Source organism: Cryobacterium flavum, from assembly GCF_900103805.1.
Taxonomy (GTDB): Bacteria; Actinomycetota; Actinomycetes; order Actinomycetales; family Microbacteriaceae; genus Cryobacterium; species Cryobacterium flavum.
Genome location: NZ_FNIB01000006.1, coordinates 133,307 through 149,595, shown reverse-complemented (window position 1 = coordinate 149,595; position 16,289 = coordinate 133,307). Strand labels below are relative to the sequence as shown.

General features: G+C 66.1%; 15 protein-coding genes and 1 tRNA gene. 4 read left to right on the top strand and 12 right to left on the bottom strand.

From position 1 onward, the window contains the following. Nucleotides 1–223 precede the first annotated feature (223 nt). The 3 genes from BLS91_RS10380 (at nucleotide 224) to BLS91_RS10370 (ending at nucleotide 3,041) form a co-directional block, all read left to right on the top strand. Entirely contained in the window at nucleotides 224–1,006 is a 783-nt protein-coding gene (locus tag BLS91_RS10380; protein ID WP_092340782.1) for a FadR/GntR family transcriptional regulator, read from the top strand. 154 nt (nucleotides 1,007–1,160) lie between these two features. Next, the gene (gene gndA, locus BLS91_RS10375; protein WP_420838502.1) at nucleotides 1,161–2,564 is read left to right on the top strand and encodes an NADP-dependent phosphogluconate dehydrogenase; all 1,404 of its coding nucleotides are present in this window, start codon (nucleotides 1,161–1,163) and stop codon (nucleotides 2,562–2,564) included. Nucleotides 2,565–2,675: 111 nt separating this feature from the next. Beyond that, nucleotides 2,676–3,041, top strand: coding sequence for a hypothetical protein (locus tag BLS91_RS10370; RefSeq protein ID WP_092340645.1), 366 nt, complete (start codon nucleotides 2,676–2,678; stop codon nucleotides 3,039–3,041). 77 nt (nucleotides 3,042–3,118) lie between these two features. Here BLS91_RS10370 and BLS91_RS10365 read toward each other — a convergent pair whose 3' ends face one another. From BLS91_RS10365 to BLS91_RS10355, 3 genes are all read right to left on the bottom strand, one after another. After that, the gene (locus tag BLS91_RS10365; protein WP_092340644.1) at nucleotides 3,119–4,096 is read right to left on the bottom strand and encodes a ribose-phosphate diphosphokinase; all 978 of its coding nucleotides are present in this window, start codon (nucleotides 4,094–4,096) and stop codon (nucleotides 3,119–3,121) included. Next, nucleotides 4,097–5,542, bottom strand: coding sequence for a bifunctional UDP-N-acetylglucosamine diphosphorylase/glucosamine-1-phosphate N-acetyltransferase GlmU (gene glmU, locus BLS91_RS10360; protein ID WP_092340643.1), 1,446 nt, complete (start codon nucleotides 5,540–5,542; stop codon nucleotides 4,097–4,099). Nucleotides 5,543–5,577: 35 nt separating this feature from the next. Next, nucleotides 5,578–5,649 (bottom strand) — tRNA-Gln (locus tag BLS91_RS10355). 123 nt (nucleotides 5,650–5,772) lie between these two features. Here BLS91_RS10355 and BLS91_RS10350 point away from each other — a divergent pair. Beyond that, the gene (locus BLS91_RS10350) at nucleotides 5,773–6,264 is read left to right on the top strand and encodes a MarR family winged helix-turn-helix transcriptional regulator (RefSeq protein WP_092340642.1); all 492 of its coding nucleotides are present in this window, start codon (nucleotides 5,773–5,775) and stop codon (nucleotides 6,262–6,264) included. A gap of 12 nt (nucleotides 6,265–6,276) precedes the next feature. Here BLS91_RS10350 and BLS91_RS10345 read toward each other — a convergent pair whose 3' ends face one another. From BLS91_RS10345 to rsmI, 9 genes are all read right to left on the bottom strand, one after another. Next, a complete protein-coding gene (locus BLS91_RS10345; protein WP_092340641.1) occupies nucleotides 6,277–6,936 on the bottom strand; it encodes a methionine ABC transporter permease in 660 nt (219 codons plus the stop codon). A 1-nt stretch (nucleotide 6,937) separates the two neighbouring features. Then, nucleotides 6,938–7,966, bottom strand: a complete 1,029-nt coding sequence (locus BLS91_RS10340; RefSeq protein WP_092340640.1) for a methionine ABC transporter ATP-binding protein — start codon at nucleotides 7,964–7,966, stop codon at nucleotides 6,938–6,940. Between the two features lie 28 nt (nucleotides 7,967–7,994). Continuing rightward, nucleotides 7,995–8,888, bottom strand: a complete 894-nt coding sequence (locus tag BLS91_RS10335; RefSeq protein ID WP_092340639.1) for a MetQ/NlpA family ABC transporter substrate-binding protein — start codon at nucleotides 8,886–8,888, stop codon at nucleotides 7,995–7,997. A 181-nt stretch (nucleotides 8,889–9,069) separates the two neighbouring features. Further along, nucleotides 9,070–10,863: an ABC-F family ATP-binding cassette domain-containing protein gene (locus BLS91_RS10330; protein WP_092340638.1), complete on the bottom strand. Its 1,794-nt coding sequence runs from the start codon at nucleotides 10,861–10,863 to the stop codon at nucleotides 9,070–9,072. Between the two features lie 55 nt (nucleotides 10,864–10,918). After that, nucleotides 10,919–11,845, bottom strand: a complete 927-nt coding sequence (locus BLS91_RS10325; protein ID WP_092340781.1) for a 4-(cytidine 5'-diphospho)-2-C-methyl-D-erythritol kinase — start codon at nucleotides 11,843–11,845, stop codon at nucleotides 10,919–10,921. Nucleotides 11,846–11,896: 51 nt separating this feature from the next. After that, nucleotides 11,897–12,769 (bottom strand): 16S rRNA (adenine(1518)-N(6)/adenine(1519)-N(6))-dimethyltransferase RsmA, encoded by an 873-nt coding sequence (gene rsmA, locus BLS91_RS10320; RefSeq protein ID WP_092340637.1) that lies wholly within the window; start codon nucleotides 12,767–12,769, stop codon nucleotides 11,897–11,899. Next, nucleotides 12,766–13,749, bottom strand: coding sequence for a TatD family hydrolase (locus BLS91_RS10315; RefSeq protein WP_092340636.1), 984 nt, complete (start codon nucleotides 13,747–13,749; stop codon nucleotides 12,766–12,768). The genes rsmA and BLS91_RS10315 overlap by 4 nt, the downstream gene beginning before the upstream one ends. A 7-nt stretch (nucleotides 13,750–13,756) precedes the next feature. Then, entirely contained in the window at nucleotides 13,757–15,328 is a 1,572-nt protein-coding gene (gene metG / locus BLS91_RS10310) for a methionine--tRNA ligase (protein WP_092340635.1), read from the bottom strand. Nucleotides 15,329–15,390: 62 nt separating this feature from the next. Further along, on the bottom strand, nucleotides 15,391–16,254 hold the full coding sequence (gene rsmI, locus BLS91_RS10305) for a 16S rRNA (cytidine(1402)-2'-O)-methyltransferase (protein WP_092340634.1): 864 nt from the start codon (nucleotides 16,252–16,254) through the stop codon (nucleotides 15,391–15,393). Nucleotides 16,255–16,289 lie beyond the last annotated feature (35 nt).

Here is a 16,289-nt window from a genome sequence, read left to right as displayed (position 1 = left end):
GGCACTGCACGCGGTAAGTGTGCCCGCCGCGAAGAATATCGCTGCGACGATGGCCGCAACGCGAACAACTGAATGACGCTTCACTGTGTCTCCCATTCGAAAGAACCGGCGCTTTGAGCCACGGTTCCCAACAGAATGCATCTTTACATCTGTCTCGAGAGGAAACGTTACCGAATAAAGCATACTTATTCAAGTTTATTGCCGGAACGATATGATCAAGCGCATGACGCACAATCTGACGACCGGGCCGGGCGCCGACCCGCTCGTCGACTTGCCCGAGAGCCTTGACTACGGAACCCCCTCGACCAGCCTGCACGCGCGCGTCGTCGATCTGCTGGGCCTGGCCATCTGCGCCGGTGAACTTGCCAGCAAGTCGGTCTTCCGCATCGAGGAGCTCGAGGAACGATACGGTGTCTCCCGATCGGTGGTGCGCGAAGCCATCCGCGTGCTCGCCTCCATGGGTATGCTCGCTTCTCGCCGTCGCGTCGGCGTGCAGATTCTGCCAGCCTCCGAGTGGAACCTGTATGACCCACAGGTCATCCGCTGGAGGCTCGCGTCGCCGGCCCGCATCGCCCAATTGCGTTCCCTGACCGAGCTGCGCACCGCCATTGAACCGGAGGCCGCCCGGCTCTCCGCCATCCGCGCTCCCCTGGCGGATGCCAGCGAGCTGATGGGGCTGGCCGGCAAGCTGTGGGCCGCCGGCCAGGCCGACGACCCCGAGGCTTTCCTCGTGCTCGACATCGAGTTTCACCGTCTTGTGCTGGCCAGTTCGGGCAACGAAATGTTCGCCAAACTCAACACCCTGGTGGCCGAGGTGCTGACCGGGCGCACGAACTACGGACTGATGCCGCGGCATCCGCACAACGAAGCACTGCAACTGCACGTCGATGTGGCCAGCGCGATTCAGCGCGGCAACCCGGAGGCAGCCCACGAAGCCATGCTCGGCATCATGGAACGCGCCTTCAACGAGATGAGTTCCATCTGGGACGGCAAGCCCACGAAATAGGACCAGCATTGCGCAATGCTGTCCCCCGATTGCGGGACCGTTCAGGCCTGTGCGCTAAACTCGTAGGTGGTCTGTTCAGTACAGCCCCAAAGGAGAAAACGTGTCAGAGTCCGGTTCAGCACAGGCAAACATTGGTGTCGTGGGTCTGGCGGTGATGGGATCGAATCTCGCCCGCAACCTCGCCGGCCGCGAGGGTAACACCGTAGCGGTCTACAACCGCTCCCCCGAACGCACCCGCCTGCTCACGACCGAGCACCCGGAGGCGAACTTCGTCGCCTCCGAGGACATCGCCGATTTCGTCGCCTCGCTGACGAAGCCGCGCACCGCCATCATCATGGTGCAGGCCGGCCGCGGCACCGACGCCGTCATCTCCCAGCTCTCTGAGCTGTTCGAACCCGGCGACATCATCGTCGACGGCGGCAACGCCGAATTCACCGACACCATTCGTCGCGAAAAGGAGCAGAGCGCCAAGGGCCTCAACTTCGTCGGTGCCGGCATCTCCGGTGGCGAAGAGGGTGCCCTCAACGGCCCGAGCATCATGCCCGGCGGCTCAGTGGAGGCCTACAAGACCCTCGGCCCCATTCTTGAGTCCATCGCCGCCGTCGTCGACGGTGTGCCCTGCGTCACCCACATCGGCACCGACGGTGCCGGCCACTTCGTCAAGATGATCCACAACGGCATCGAATACGCCGACATGCAGCTCATCGCCGAAGCCTACGACCTGCTGCGCAAGGTCGGCGGGCACTCCCCCGAGGCCATCGCCGATATCTTCACCGACTGGAACGGCGGGGAGCTCAATAGCTACCTGATCGAAATCACCGCGGAGATTCTGCGCCAGGTCGACGCGAAGACCGGCGAACCCTTCATCGACGTCGTGCTCGACGAGGCAGGCTCCAAGGGAACCGGCGTCTGGACCGTGCAGAACGCGCTCGACCTCGGCGTTCCCGTCGGCGGCATCGCCGAAGCCGTCTTCGCCCGCGCCGTTTCGGCCCACCCGGAGCAGCGCGAACCGGTGCGAGCCACAATTACGGCACGCCCAGAAATCGCCGTCGTCGGCAACACCTTCCAGGAAGACGTGCGCCAGGCGCTCTACGCCTCGAAGATCATTGCCTACGCCCAGGGTTTCGACGCGATCATCGCCGGTGCGACCAAGTACAACTGGAACATCGACAAGGGCGCCATCGCCACCATCTGGCGCGGCGGCTGCATCATTCGCGCCCAGTTCCTCAACCGCATCGTGGATGCCTACAACAACGACCCGTCCATCCCGAGTCTGCTCGTTGACCAGTACTTCGCCGACGCCATCGCCGCCGGCGAGGCCGCCTGGCGCCGCGTCGTATCCACCGCCGCGCTGTCGGGCATCCCGGTTCCCGGCTTCGGCTCGAGCCTGAGCTACTTCGACTCGCTCGCAAGCGAACGCCTGCCGGCCGCCCTGGTGCAGGGCCAGCGCGACTTCTTCGGTGCGCACACCTACCACCGCGTCGACATGCCCGGCACCTTCCACACCCTGTGGTCCGGCGACCGCACCGAGATCGACACCGAGGCGTCGACGCACTAGCGGCCGTGTCGGCCGGCGGCATCCGCTTCTCACGCGTAGAGAACGGATGCCGCCGGCCGCTTCGTTTAACCGGGTCGCTTCACACCCAGGTCTGGGAGAATGGGAGTACCCATGACTGACAATCACCCCGAGCTCTCCGGCTACGAGCCGAACGACGACTACCGCCCCCTGCGCGGCAAGCACTTCACAACCATTTTGCGCGTCGTCGTGGTGCTCGGGCTGATCGCCCTGGTCGTGCCGGGCGTGCTCACGACCATGCGCGTCGCCTCCGACACCGCCAGCAACGCCTGTGTGACCGCGGTGGCCCAGTACTATCCCTCAGCCGTGGACTTCGACGCGCGATTCGAGTTCGCCGGGCCCGGCGGGTTCGGCTGGCAGTGCTACGCGATCGACGTGAACGAGCGCGAGACCTTCGTGACGCCGCTCGGCATCATTCCCTCCGCGCCGCGCCATCTGGCCCCGGCCACGCGCACATAATTCTCTAACGAGGTGTGAGTTTTGACCCGAAAATCACGAAAATCGGGCTCGAACTCACACCTCGGCAGCGCCTGAACCTACGCGGCGCCGTCGAACATCGAGGTGACCGAACCCTCGTCGAAGACCTCGTGGATGGCGCGCGCCAACAACGGAGCGATCGGCAGCACTGTGAGCGTCGGGAAGCGCTTCTCCGGCGGGATCGGCAGCGTGTCGGTGACGACGACGGCGCTGATGGCCGGGTTTTGCAGCATGTCAACGGCCGGGTCGCTGAACACGGCGTGGGTGGCGGCGACGACGACGCCGATGGCGCCGGCCTCGCGCAGTGCCTCGGCGGCCAGGGCGATCGTGCGTCCGGTGTCGATCATGTCGTCAACGAGCAGGCAGACGCGGCCGCTGACCTGGCCGACGATCTCGTGCACGGAGACCCGGTTGGGCACGAGTGGGTCGCGGCGCTTGTGGATGATGGCGAGCGGCACACCGAGGCGGTCGCTCCAGATGTCGGCGACGCGCACACGACCCATGTCGGGCGAGACCACGGTGAGGGTGGCCGGGTCGAGCTTCTCGCGGAAGTGCTCGAGCAGAACCGGCATCGCGAAGAGGTGGTCGACGGGACCGTCGAAGAAGCCCTGGATCTGGGCGGCGTGCAGGTCGATCGACATGATGCGATCGGCGCCGGCGACCTTGAACAGGTCGGCGACGAGGCGGGCCGAGATCGGCTCGCGTCCGCGACCCTTCTTGTCCTGCCGGGCGTAGGGGTAGAACGGAGCGACCACGGTGATGCGCTTGGCAGAGGCCCGCTTGAGCGCGTCGACCATGATGAGCTGTTCCATCAGCCATTCATTGATCGGAGCGGTGTGGGACTGGATGACGAAGGCATCCGAGCCGCGCACGCTCTCGTCGAACCTGGCATACAGCTCGCCGTTGGCGAAGGTGCGTGCGTCGGTGTGGAGCAGCTCAGAACCAAGCTCCGTGGCGATGTCGAGAGCGAGCTGCGGGTGCGCTCGCCCCGAAACCAGTACTAGTCGTTTGTCGCCGCTGGTCTTGATTTCCGACACCTATTCTCCAGTCTTATCGCTGCTTGTGGGGGCATTGACCGCCGCCGTGTCCGCGGCCGTGCCCGGACGGTTGGCGTGAACCCAGCCGTCCATGTTGCGTTGCGGGGTCACGTTGATGGCCAGTGCGCCGGCCGGAACGCTCTTGCGAACGACCGTGCCTGCTCCCGTGTACGCCCCGTCACCAATTGTAATCGGCGCGACGAACACGTTGTGCGACCCGGTGCGCACGTGCGACCCGATCGCCGAGTGGTGTTTGGCCACGCCGTCATAGTTGGCGAAGATTGTTCCGGCACCGATATTCGACCCCTCGCCGACGGTGGCGTCGCCCACGTAGCTCAGGTGCGGCACCTTGCTGCCGGCACCGATCTGCGCGTTCTTGGTCTCGACGAAGGCGCCGATCTTGCCGTCGGCACCGAGCACGGTATTGGGGCGCAGGTAGGAGAACGGGCCGACGGATGCCCCCGCCTCGATCACCGCGAAGGTCGCGTCGGTGCGATTAACCCGGGCATTCTCGCCGATCTCGCAGTCGCGCAGGGTGGTGTCCGGGCCGACGATGGCACCGGTTGCGACCACGGTGGCGCCGATGATCTGGGTGCCGGGCAGCAGGGTGACGTCGGCCGCGAGCACGGCTTTGAGGTCGATCCAGGTGGTGGCCGGGTCCTGCACGGTCACTCCGGCCAGCTGCCAGCCGCGCACGATGAGGGCGTTGAGTTTCTGGGCTGTGTCGCCCAGCTGGGCGCGATCGTTGATTCCGGCGACGATCCAGGCATCCGCGACCGGAACAGCGCTCACCTCGGAGCCGGCCCGGCGCAACAGTTCGATCACATCGGTGAGGTATTTCTCACCCTGGGCGTTGGCGGTGGTGAGCTGGGCGAGCTGCTCGCGCAGCGCGGCCAGGCCGAACAGGTAGACGCCGGCGTTGATCTCGGTGACGGCCAGTTCGGCATCCGTCGCATCCTTCTGCTCGACGATGCGGTCGAACGCACCCTCCACCGAGCGGATGATGCGGCCATAGCCGGTCGCATCGTCCGGGTAGGCGGACAGCACGGTTCCCGCCGCGTTGCCCTGGCGGTGCGAGGCGATGAAGGAGGCGAGCGTTGCGGCGTTCAGCAACGGGACGTCGCCGTTGATCACGAGCACGTCACCGTCGAAATCGGCCGGCAGCGCGGCGACGGCCTGCTCGACGGCGCGGCCGGTGCCGGGAATCTCGTCTTGGTCGACGATCGTGCTCTCCGGCAGGTCTTCGGCCACGACGGCGGCCAGCAGGTCGCGTTCGTGCCGCACGACGGTCACGACGTGGGCGGCGTCGAGCGCCCGCGCGGTCGCGAGCACGTGGCTGACGATCGGTACGCCGGCGAGCGGATGCAGCAGCTTGGGCAGGCTGGACTTCATGCGGGTACCCTGGCCGGCGGCCAGAACAACAATGGCGAGGCGGGCGTCTGTCACGAGATTCCTAACGCATTTGGTGAAGAAAGTGAGGGCTCCGCCACCAGGATTCGAACCTGGACCGAACAACTCCAAAGGTTGCCGTGCTGCCGTTACACTATGGCGGACCATGCCGGCCGAGGCCAGCAACCAGTCAAGTCTGCCAGATTCTGAGCGGCGCGCAGCACCGCTGACGGCGGCCAGACGGCCTCTGGGCGAAGAAACCCCCGGGTAAGCGGGATAATGGAGCAATGCCTGCCCATGATGAAGTCGACCGAATCGTCGATTCGTGGCTGCGCGAACGGCCCGATCTGGATTTTGCGCCGCTGCAGGTGCTCAGCCGGGTTGCCCGGTTGTCGAAGCACCTCGACCGGGCCCGCCGCACCGCCTTCTCCCGGTCGGAGCTCGCATCGTGGGAGTTCGATGTGCTCTCGGCCCTGCGCCGCGCCGGCACGCCCTACGAGCTCAGCCCGAAGGCGTTGTTGCTGCAGACGCTCGTCTCAAGTGGCACCATGACGAACCGCATCGACGGGCTCGTTGACCGCGGTCTGGTCACGCGCCGCTCCGCACCCAACGACGGTCGCGGCATCCTGGTGGGCATGACGCCGGCCGGACTCACCCGAGTGGATGCCGCCATAACCCGGCTGGTCGACGCCGAAGCCGACCTGCTCGACACCCTCTCGGTGACCGACCAGGACCGGCTGGCCGGCCTGCTGCGAAAGCTCAGCCTCGACTTCGACTAGCTACCGCTACCGCTAACGGCGAAGAGCCTTGCGCGCGAGGTAGTTGCCGAAGAACTGCACGAACTGCACCAGCACGATGATCAGCAGCACCGCCGCCCAGGTCACGATGGGGTTGAACTGACGGTAGCCGTAGAGCAGCGCAAAATTACCAAGGCCCCCGCCACCGACGTAACCGGCAACGGCTGACATGTCCACGAGCGCGACGAAGATGAACGTGTAGCCGAGAATCAGCGGTCCGAGCGCTTCCGGCAGCAACACGGTGAAGATGATGCGAATCGGCCCGGCGCCGACGCTGCGGGCCGCGTCGATCACGCCGGGCGTCACGGTGAGCAGGTTTTGCTCCACGATGCGGGCCATGGCGAAGGAGGCTGCGAGAGCGATCGTGAAGATGATCGCGTTATTGCCGATGCCGCTGCCGGTGACGGCCCGGGCCAGTGGTTGCGCCGCCGCCAGAAAGATGATGAACGGAATCGGGCGAATGAAGTTGACCAGCAGATTCAGCACGAAAAACAACGGCTTGTTCTCGAGGATGCTGCCTGCACGGGTCAAGTAGAGCCCGAGACCGACCAGCAGGCCGCCCAGGCCACCGAAGAACAGGGTCAGGGCGACGATGTACAGGGTCTCGTAGGTGGCCGTCCACAGTTCGGGCAGCAGGTCGATGAGTGCGTCCATGTCAGCGCACCTCCGTGACGGTCGTGAGCGTTCGAATGTGGGCGAGCACCTGGTCGATGAGCGGGTCTAAGCCAGTGAGCGCGAGGGTGAGATGCCCGAACGGGCGCCCCTGTATCTCATTGATGCCACCGTAGACGACCTCGAACGCCACTCCGGCACTCGAGAACTCGCCGAAGACGGCCTTCTGATCGACCGCACTGTCGCGAAAGGCCAGCGTCACGATGCGGCCCGCGTGCCGCTCACGCAACACGGCGAGTTCGTCGGGCGACGGAATCCCCTTGACCACGGTCGAAACGAAACGAGCGGATGCCGCGGCTTGCGGGTTCGAGAACACGTCGAAGACGGGGCCGCGTTCGATGACTCGCCCCTGATCCATCACGGCGACCTTGGTCGCAATGGTCTGGATGACGTCCATTTCGTGGGTGATCACGATGATGGTGACGCCAAATTCCGCGTTCACCCGCTTCAGCAGGGCGAGCACCTCGTGCGTGGTTTCCGGGTCGAGAGCACTCGTGGCTTCGTCAGCCAGCAGAATGCTCGGCTGGGTAGCGAGGGCGCGGGCGATGCCCACCCGCTGTTTCTGCCCGCCGGAGAGTTGGTCGGGAAAGGACCCGGCCTTATCAGAGAGGCCGACGAAGTCGAGTAGTTCGGCCACGCGGGCGGCGCGCTGCTCCTTGGGATGCCCGGCCACTTCGAGCGGGTAAGCCACGTTGCGCGCCACCGTGCGTGAACCGAGCAGGTTGAACTGTTGAAAGATCATGCCGATGCCGAGGCGCACCTGGCGCAGGTCGCGCTCACGCAGCGCGGCAATGTTCTGCCCGTTCACCCAGATCTCGCCGGAGGTGGAGCGTTCGAGCGCGTTGACCAGCCGCACCAGGGTGCTCTTGCCGGCACCGGAATAGCCGATGATCCCGTATATGTCACCGGCCTCAACGTCGAGACTGACGTCGGCGATTGCCGTGACGCTCGCGCCGTCCTTGGCCTGAGGCGGGTACACCTTGCCCACGTTGCGCAGACTGACTACAGCCATCCGTTTGCCTCGCTCGATAACCGGGTAGCTACTTGGCGGCCTTGATTTCGGCCTGAATACCGGCCAGGGACTCAACCAAGTCGGCTACCGGGGTGGTCAGCATGACCGCGGTGTCGCCGGACACAGCGAACACGCCGTCCTGCACGGCCTGGGTGCTCTGGTAGATCTCGACGAGCTTCAGCAATGTCTCGTTGTTCTTGTCTTCGTCGCGCGCAGCGAAGATGTTCGCGTAGGGCAGGGCGTTGGGGTCGGTCGCGTCGTCGGTGGCGATGGCGTCCTCGAACTTGAGGCCGGCCTTCTCGGCGAAGTCATTGTTGATGATCGCGGCGGCGACATCGGGCAGCGAACTCGCGGTGAGCGAGGCTTCGAGGGCCGTGACCTTGACCTTCGAGGCCGCTTCGTCGATGTCGTCGATGCTGGAGTAGATCGTTCCGCCGTCGGTCAGCTCGATGAGTCCCTCGGACTGGAGCAGCACCAGTGCGCGGGCCTGGTTGCTGTCGTCGTCGGGCACAGCGACGGTGTCGCCCCGGGCGATGTCGTCGACATCGCTGTACTCGGACGAGTACAGGGCGATCGGGTAGATGGCCGTTGCACCGATCGGGACCAGGTTGTCGCTGCTGGCCTCGTTGTATTCGGCCAGGTAGGCGATGTGCTGGAACTGGTTGAGGTCGACCTCACCGGCCGCCAGGGCCGGGTTGACCTGCGGGTACTGCGCGAAGTCGACGAGTTCGATCTCGATACCCTCGGCCGCGGCGGCCTCGGTGTAGAAGGCCCAGTACGGGTCGCTGGCTCCGACGACACCGATCTTGATGGCGTCACCGTCGGTGCCGGTGGCGGCTCCGTCGGAAGCTCCGGCGCAGCCGGCAAGCAGGGCGACCAGCGGGATGACGGCGAGGGCGGCGAATATGTTCTTTTTTTTCACGATGATTCCTTCGAGCGATCTGGGGATTGGGCTCCCGGGCGCACTGCCATGACCGGTCAAACCAGAAGGCTGCGCCCGCACGGGGCTTGGTACCGCGGCTGCGCGAGTACCCCTTAACGATACGTGCCGAAGCTGCGACGTGTGGCCTGCGCCGACACACTTCGTCACAGCTTCTTTCGAATCAGCCCTCGATCAACTCGGTAAGTTCGACCCAGCGGGTTTCGAGCGTGGCGATGGTCTCTTCCAGTTCGGTCAGTTTCACGCCGAGCGCGCCGAGACCGGCGAAATCGGACTGGTCGTGCGCGGCGAGCTTTTCGTGCTTGAGTGCGATGCGCTCTTGCAGTTTGACCACCTTGCGGTCGATCGAGCCGAGCTCTTTCTGGGCGTTGCGCAGTTCGGCGCCACCCAGGGTGGGGATCTTTTTGGCCTTGCCAGCGGCATCCGTCGGCGACCCCTGAGCGGGGCCGGCGACAGCTTTGCGGCGCACGTCGAGGTACTGGTCGACGCCGCCGGGCAGGTGGCGAAAGCCGCCGTCCATGACGGCGTACTGGTTGTCGGTGACGCGCTCGATGAGGTACCGGTCGTGCGAGACGACCAGCAGGGTGCCGGGGAAGGAGTCGAGCAGGTCTTCCATGGCGGCGAGCATGTCGGTGTCGAGGTCGTTGGTGGGCTCGTCGAGGATGAGTACGTTCGGCTCGCTGAGCACGATCAGCAGCAGTTGCAGTCGGCGCTTCTGGCCACCGGAGAGGTCCTTGACCTGGGTGGTGAGCTGCGCGCTCAGAAAGCCCATGCGTTCGAGCATCTGGCCGGGCGTGATCTCCTTACCGCCGGCCATGTAGCTGGTTTTCTGGCGGCCGATGACGTCGCTCACGCGGTCGTTGCGGATTTCGTCGAGTTCGAACAGCTGCTGGGTGAGTACGGCGACCTTGATGGTCTTGCCGCGCTTCACGTGCCCGCTGGTCGGCTGCAGGGTGCCGGCGACGAGGTTCAGCAGGGTGGACTTGCCCGCCCCGTTGACGCCCATGATTCCGGTGCGCTCCCCCGGTGCGATGCGCCAGGTGATGTCGTTCAGCACGGTCTTGTCGCCGAACTTCACACCGATGTCGATGAGGTCGACGACGTCCTTGCCGAGGCGCTGCATGGCCATCGACTGCATCGTGACGGTATCGCGGGGCGGCGGCTCGTTCTCGATCAGCACGTTGGCGGCATCGATGCGGAACTTGGGCTTGGCGGTGCGGGCCGGGGCGCCGCGGCGCAGCCAGGCCAGCTCCTTCTTCATGAGGTTCTGGCGCTTGGACTCGACGACCGAACTCATGCGGTCGCGCTCGACGCGCTGCAGAATGTAGGCGGCGTAGCCTCCCTCGAAGGGCTCGATCAGGCGGTCGTGCACCTCCCAGGTGATGTTGCAGACCTCGTCGAGGAACCACCGGTCGTGGGTGACGACCACAAGTCCGCCCGACTGGGCGGCCCAGCGGGTCTTGAGGTGCCCGGCGAGCCAGGAGATGCCTTCCACATCGAGGTGGTTGGTGGGCTCGTCGAGAAAGATGCAGTCGTAGTCGCCGATGAGCACGGCGGCGAGGGCTACCCGACGGCGCTGGCCACCGGAGAGGTCGTCGACCAGGGCGTCCCAGGGAATGTCGCGTACGAGGCCGCCGATGACGTCGCGCACCTTGGCGTCGCCCGCCCAGACGTGTTCTTCGATGCCGCCGACGATGGTGTGGCCGACGGTCTGGCCGCTGGCGAGGTCGTCGGACTGGTCGAGCATGCCGATAGTGACGCCGCGGCGACGGGTGACCCGGCCTTCGTCGGGTTCCATGCGGCCGGCCAGCAGACGCATGAGGGTGGATTTGCCGTCACCGTTCTTGCCGACGACGCCGATGCGGTCGCCTTCGTTGAGGCCGGCGGTGACGCTGTCAAAGATAACGCGGGTGGGAAATTCGAGGTGCAGGGACTCAGCCCCGAGAAGATGTGCCATAGCCTCCGAGTTTACGGCACGCTGGGCGCTGTCATCCCGGGCCGAATGCGAAGGCTCAGATGAGGCGGGCCCCATGCACCGGGCCGGTGGCTCGCACGACCTTGAGGCGGGAGGCAGAGAGCGCGACCTGCAATTCGAGCGCGCTGTCGGCATCCGCTACCAGAAAAGCCACGGTCGGGCCGGAGCCGGAGAGGATGCCGGCCAGGGCGCCGTTCTCTTCGCCGAGCTGCAGCACCTTGCCGAGCCCGGGCGCGAGGTGCAGCGCCGGAGCCTGCAGGTCGTTGTGCAGCACGTCGGCGAGCATGTGCGGGTCGCCGGCGCGCAGTGCCTGCAGCACGTTCGCGTCGACACTGGGCTGATGCTCGGCCGGAAAGATGTCCTGCGCGTGGCGATCGCGGTGCCGGTCGAGCTCCTGGTACACGCCGGGCGTCGACATACCGAAGTCGGCCAGGGCGAGTACCCACTGGAATTTTCCCTTGGCCAGCGCCGGGCTCAGCTGGTCGCCGCGACCGGTTCCGATGGCGGTGCCGCCGGTGAAGGAGAACGGTACGTCGGCGCCGAGGGTCGCGGCAATGGCGAGCAGCTCGTCCTTGGTGGCGCTGGTCCCCCACAGGGCGTCGCAGGCGAGCAGGGTGGCCGCGGCGTCGGCCGAGCCGCCGCCCATCCCGCCAGCGATGGGCACGTTCTTCTCGATCTCGAGGTGCACGCCGCCGCGATAGCCGGTCTTGCGGGCGAGGGCCCTGGCTGCTTTGATGGCGAGGTTGCTGCCGCCGGTGGCGAGGCCGGAGGTGTCGATGCTGCCGCTGAACTCGACCGAGAAGTCGCTGGCCGGCGTGGCACGCACGTCCTCGAACAGGGAGACAGCCTGGTAGGCCGTCGCGAGGTCGTGGTAACCGTCTTCCATGACGGCGCCGACCTTGAGGAAGACGTTGATTTTACCCGGTGCCCGCGCGTGCACAGCGGTGGTGCCGGCGGTCGTCATCATGCTTTTAACTTAGCCCAGCCTGTGTGCCCGCACCGACCGCCGCCGCAGCTACGCGGGTGACCAGACGCGCGCGATGGCGAGAAAATCGTGCACGGTGAGCTGCTCGCCCCGCGCCTCGGGGTCGATGCCCGCCGCGCTCATCAGAGCGGATGCCGTGGCCGAGTCCCCAAGGACGACCGACAGCGACTGCCGCAACATCTTTCGGCGCTGCTGGAAAGCGGCGTCGACGAGCGCGAAGGTCTTGAGCCGGAGCTCCTCGGATTCCAGCGGCTGGGGCCGCCGGTCGAAGGCGATGAGGATCGAGTCGACGTTGGGGACCGGCCAGAACACCTGGCGGCTTACCTTGCCAGCGGTGCGAAAATCGCCGTACCAGGCGGCTTTGACGCTCGGGCTGCCGTAGATCTTGTTGCCGGGCGGGGCTGCGAGGCGTTCGCCGACCTCGGCCTGCACCATGACGACACCGGCGCGAATCGACTCGAAGTGCTCGAGCAGGTAGAGCAACACCGGCACAGAGACGTTGTAGGGCAGGTTGGCGACGAGCCGGGTGGGGTCGCCGGGCAGCTCGGTGATCTTCAGAGCGTCGGCACGGATGACCGACAGTCTGGCGCCGGGCTGCATGAGTTCGACGGTGAGTGGCAGCTGCTCGGCCAGGCGGTCGTCGATTTCAACGGCGACGACGGCGGCGCCGACCTCGAGCATGCCGAGGGTGAGCGAGCCGAGGCCTGGTCCGACCTCGACCACGGTGTCGCCGGGTGCGACCCGGGCGACCTTGACGATGCGCCGTACGGTATTGCCGTCGATGACGAAGTTCTGGCCGAGCTTCTTGGTGGGGTTGACGCCGAGCATCTCGGCGAGGTCGCGAATCTCAGCCGGACCGAGGAGGGTCTTCGCGGGCTTCGGCTCGTCAGCAACGTCGGTCATGCGATGCCGCCGCGCGGGGTGGGGTCCGGGCCTGGATCGTCGTGGGCGGCCGTGACCGGTTCGGCGTCCCAGCGGCCGTAGACCAGCTCGGTGTTGGCGGTGATTTGAGCGGAGAGCAGGGAGACATCCGTTTCGAGGTGGGCAGCCATGCCGCGCAGCGTGTTCGGCAGCAGGTAGGGCGCGTTGGGCCGGCCGCGGTAGGGCAGGGGGGTGAGGAAGGGGGCATCCGTTTCGACCAGCAGCAGGTTGCGTGGGGCAACGAACAGGGCGTCGCGCAGCAAGGAGGCGTTTTTGAACGTGACGTTGCCGGCGAACGACATATACCAGCCATGATCGGCGCAGAGGCGAGCCATGTCGGCGTCTCCGGAGAAGCAGTGAAAGACCGTGCGTTCGGGGGCGCCCACCTTGAGCAGGGTTTCGATGACGGCTTCGTGGGCGTTGCGGTCGTGAATCTGCAGCGCCAGGTTGTTCTCCTTGGCGATGCGAATGTGCGCCTCGAAGGATCGAAACTGGGCGGCGCGGCCTTCTTCGCCGGTGCGAAAGAAGTCGAGGCCGGTCTCACCGACCGCGACCACGCGCGGCTGTCCGGCGAGTTCGTTGATCACGGCGAGGGCGTCGTCGAGGGTGCCGGCCGCGTCGAGTGCTGGCGCTTCGTTGGGGTGGATGGCGACGGCGGCCAGCATGCGCGGCTCGATCAGGGCGCACGCGGCCGACCAGCGGGACGTTTCCACGTCGCCGCCGACCTGGATCACCCCGCGCACGCCGACGCTCGAGGCGCGATCAAGCTGTTCCCGGTAGCTGAGCGGATGCTCGCCGTCACTGATTTCGAGATGGGTGTGGTTGTCGTAGACGGGCACCGTGAGCGGTTCCGGCAGCGGCGGGTAGCTCAGGTCACGGCCCTGAGTGTTCTCGCGCTTCCGAATGGCGCTGCCGTAGCCGTCGACGCCTCCGTCGAGACTGGTGAGGGAATCGCTGGGCATCGCGTCGCTAGGCATCGGCCGGCTCCACGATCGATTCGATGCGCGGAAACAGCGGCTCGAGCGGGCTGACGTGTGCGCCGCCGGCCCATTCCCAGGCCCGGTCGATGCGCTGGTCGGCGAGCGCGCCGTCGCCACCGAGGGCGGTCCACAGCTTGCCGGTCGCGATGGGAATGACCGGCGAGAGCAGCACGGTGAGGGTGCCGAGGCCGCGCACGGCGGTGTGCAGCACGCTCTCCAGGCGCGCCCGCGTCTCCGGGTTCTTGGCCAGCGCCCACGGCTCCTGCAGGGTGATGTAGCCGTTGAGCTCGTCGACCAGTTCCCACACGCTCGCGAGGGCGTCGTGGATGGCGAGGGTCTCGATGAAGGCGCGCGAGGCATCCGTCACGCGCTGTTCGGTCGCGGCAATCGCGAGGTCGTCGGCCGTCAACGCGCCAGCTTCGGGCACGACGCCGTCGCAGTACCGCACGACCATGGCGATCACGCGGGACGCGAGGTTGCCGAAGCCGTTGGCGAGCTCAGACTGGTAGCGGGCCGAGAGGTCCTCCCAGCTGAACGAGCCGTCCTGGCCGAAGCTGATGGCGCGCATGAAGTAGTACCGAAAAGCGTCGGAACCGAAGGTGTCGGTGATCTGGCTCGGGGCGATACCGGTGAGCTTGGACTTGCTCATCTTCTCTCCGCCGACCAACAGCCAGCCGTGGCCGAAGACCTGCTTGGGCACCTCGATGCCGGCGGCCATGAGCATGGCCGGCCAGATGACGGCGTGAAAGCGCAGAATGTCCTTGCCGACGATGTGGGTGGCAGGCCAGCGGCTCGCGAATTCCTCGTCGTTCTGGCCGTAGCCGGCCGCGGTGATGTAGTTCAGCAGAGCGTCGAACCAGACATAGACGACGTGCGATTCGTCCCACGGCACCTTGATGCCCCAGTCGAAGCTCGACCGGGAGATCGACAGGTCACTCAGGCCGCGCTTGACGAAGGACATGACCTCGTTGCGGGCCGCTTCCGGCTGCACGAAGTTGGGGTTCTCCTCGTACAGGGCCAGCAGTCGGTCGGCAAAGGCACTCATCTTGAAGAAGTAGTTCTTCTCGTGCAGCAGTTCCACCGGCTTGGAGTGGATCGCACAGACCGGCTGGCCGGCATAGTCACCGGTGCCGTCGACGAGGTCGCTGATCTGCTTGTACTCCTCGCAGCCGACGCAGTAGTAGCCCTCGTACTCGCCGGTGTAGATGTGACCCTCATCGTGCAGGTGCTGCAGAAACTTCTGCGCGTTCACCTCGTGGCGTTCGTCGGTGGTGCGAATGAAGTCGTCGTTGGCGATATTGACGGTCTCCAGCAACGGCTTCCACGCGGTCTCGACCAGACGGTCGGCCCATTCCTTGGGCGTGACGCCGTTGGCGATGGCGGTGCGCAGAATTTTCTGGCCGTGTTCGTCGGTGCCGGTGAGCAGCCAGGCGTCATCGCCGGACTGCCGGTGCCAGCGCGCGAGCACGTCGGCAGCGACCTCGGTGTAGGCGTGCCCGATGTGCGGCACATCATTCACGTAGAAAATGGGCGTGGTGATGTAAAAAGAGCCAGCGGACATGCGTTCATCTTATGCGCCAGGCCACCGCCTCTCCTCCCTGTTACGCCGGGCGGGCCCGCGGCCTAACCGAGCGGAAAAGCCGACCGGTCGGGTTTCGGCGCGGATGCCCCGGTCTTGGCCTGCAGCGCGTGCTCGTAGAGTTCGCGCTTGCCGAGGCCGCTGGCCGCCGACACGTCGGCCGCAGCATCTTTCAAGCGGATGCCGCCCGACACCAGGTCGAGCACCTCGGCCACGCCCATGGCCAGGTCCAGCACCCGCACTTCAGCACCCGCAACGACGATGCAGATCTCGCCGCGCACGCCTGCCGCCGCCCACTCGGCCAGTTCGGCCGCCGTGCCGCGCTTGACCTCTTCGAAGAACTTGGTCAGTTCCCGGCAGACCACGACGCGACGGTCGGCTCCGAGCGTGGCCGCGAGGTCGAGCAGAGAGTCGGCCAGCCGGTTGGGCGATTCGAAGAACACCATGGTGCGGCGTTCTGCGGCGAGGTCACGCAGCAGCTTGATCCGCTCACCGTGCTTACGCGGCAGGAAGCCTTCGAAGGTGAACCGGTCGGTCGGCAGCCCGGAGACGGCGAGAGCGGTCAGCACTGCGGACGGCCCGGGCAGGGCGGTGACCTGCACGCCGGCCGCCACCGCGGCATCCACTAAGTGAAAGCCGGGATCGGAGACGGTGGGCATTCCGGCGTCGCTCAGCACGAGGATGTCGACGTCGCGGGCGAGTTCGACCAGTTCGGCAGCCTTGCCGCGTTCGTTGTGGTCGTGCAGGGCAATGAGCTTGGGCCGATTCTCGATGCCGAGGGCTTTGAGCAGGTGCACGGTGACGCGGGTATCCTCGGCGGCCACGATCGTGATGGTACTCAGGGTCTCGATCAGGCGCCGGGAGGCGTCGCCGAGATTTCCGATCGGGGTGGCAGCAAGGATGATCATGCTGCAATTCTCGCAGCCTCGGGCGAGCCTTTCGT

Coding starts and splice junctions, on each gene's coding strand:
- BLS91_RS10380 (WP_092340782.1), top strand. CDS start 224: ATGACGCACAATCTGACGACCGGGCCGGGCGCCGACCCGCTCGTCGAC.
- gndA (WP_420838502.1), top strand. CDS start 1,161: ATGGGATCGAATCTCGCCCGCAACCTCGCCGGCCGCGAGGGTAACACC.
- BLS91_RS10370 (WP_092340645.1), top strand. CDS start 2,676: ATGACTGACAATCACCCCGAGCTCTCCGGCTACGAGCCGAACGACGAC.
- BLS91_RS10350 (WP_092340642.1), top strand. CDS start 5,773: ATGCCTGCCCATGATGAAGTCGACCGAATCGTCGATTCGTGGCTGCGC.
- BLS91_RS10345 (WP_092340641.1), bottom strand. CDS start 6,936: ATGGACGCACTCATCGACCTGCTGCCCGAACTGTGGACGGCCACCTAC.
- BLS91_RS10340 (WP_092340640.1), bottom strand. CDS start 7,966: ATGGCTGTAGTCAGTCTGCGCAACGTGGGCAAGGTGTACCCGCCTCAG.
- BLS91_RS10330 (WP_092340638.1), bottom strand. CDS start 10,863: ATGGCACATCTTCTCGGGGCTGAGTCCCTGCACCTCGAATTTCCCACC.
- BLS91_RS10325 (WP_092340781.1), bottom strand. CDS start 11,845: ATGACGACCGCCGGCACCACCGCTGTGCACGCGCGGGCACCGGGTAAA.
- rsmA (WP_092340637.1), bottom strand. CDS start 12,769: ATGACCGACGTTGCTGACGAGCCGAAGCCCGCGAAGACCCTCCTCGGT.
- BLS91_RS10315 (WP_092340636.1), bottom strand. CDS start 13,749: ATGCCCAGCGATTCCCTCACCAGTCTCGACGGAGGCGTCGACGGCTAC.
- metG (WP_092340635.1), bottom strand. CDS start 15,328: ATGTCCGCTGGCTCTTTTTACATCACCACGCCCATTTTCTACGTGAAT.
- rsmI (WP_092340634.1), bottom strand. CDS start 16,254: ATGATCATCCTTGCTGCCACCCCGATCGGAAATCTCGGCGACGCCTCC.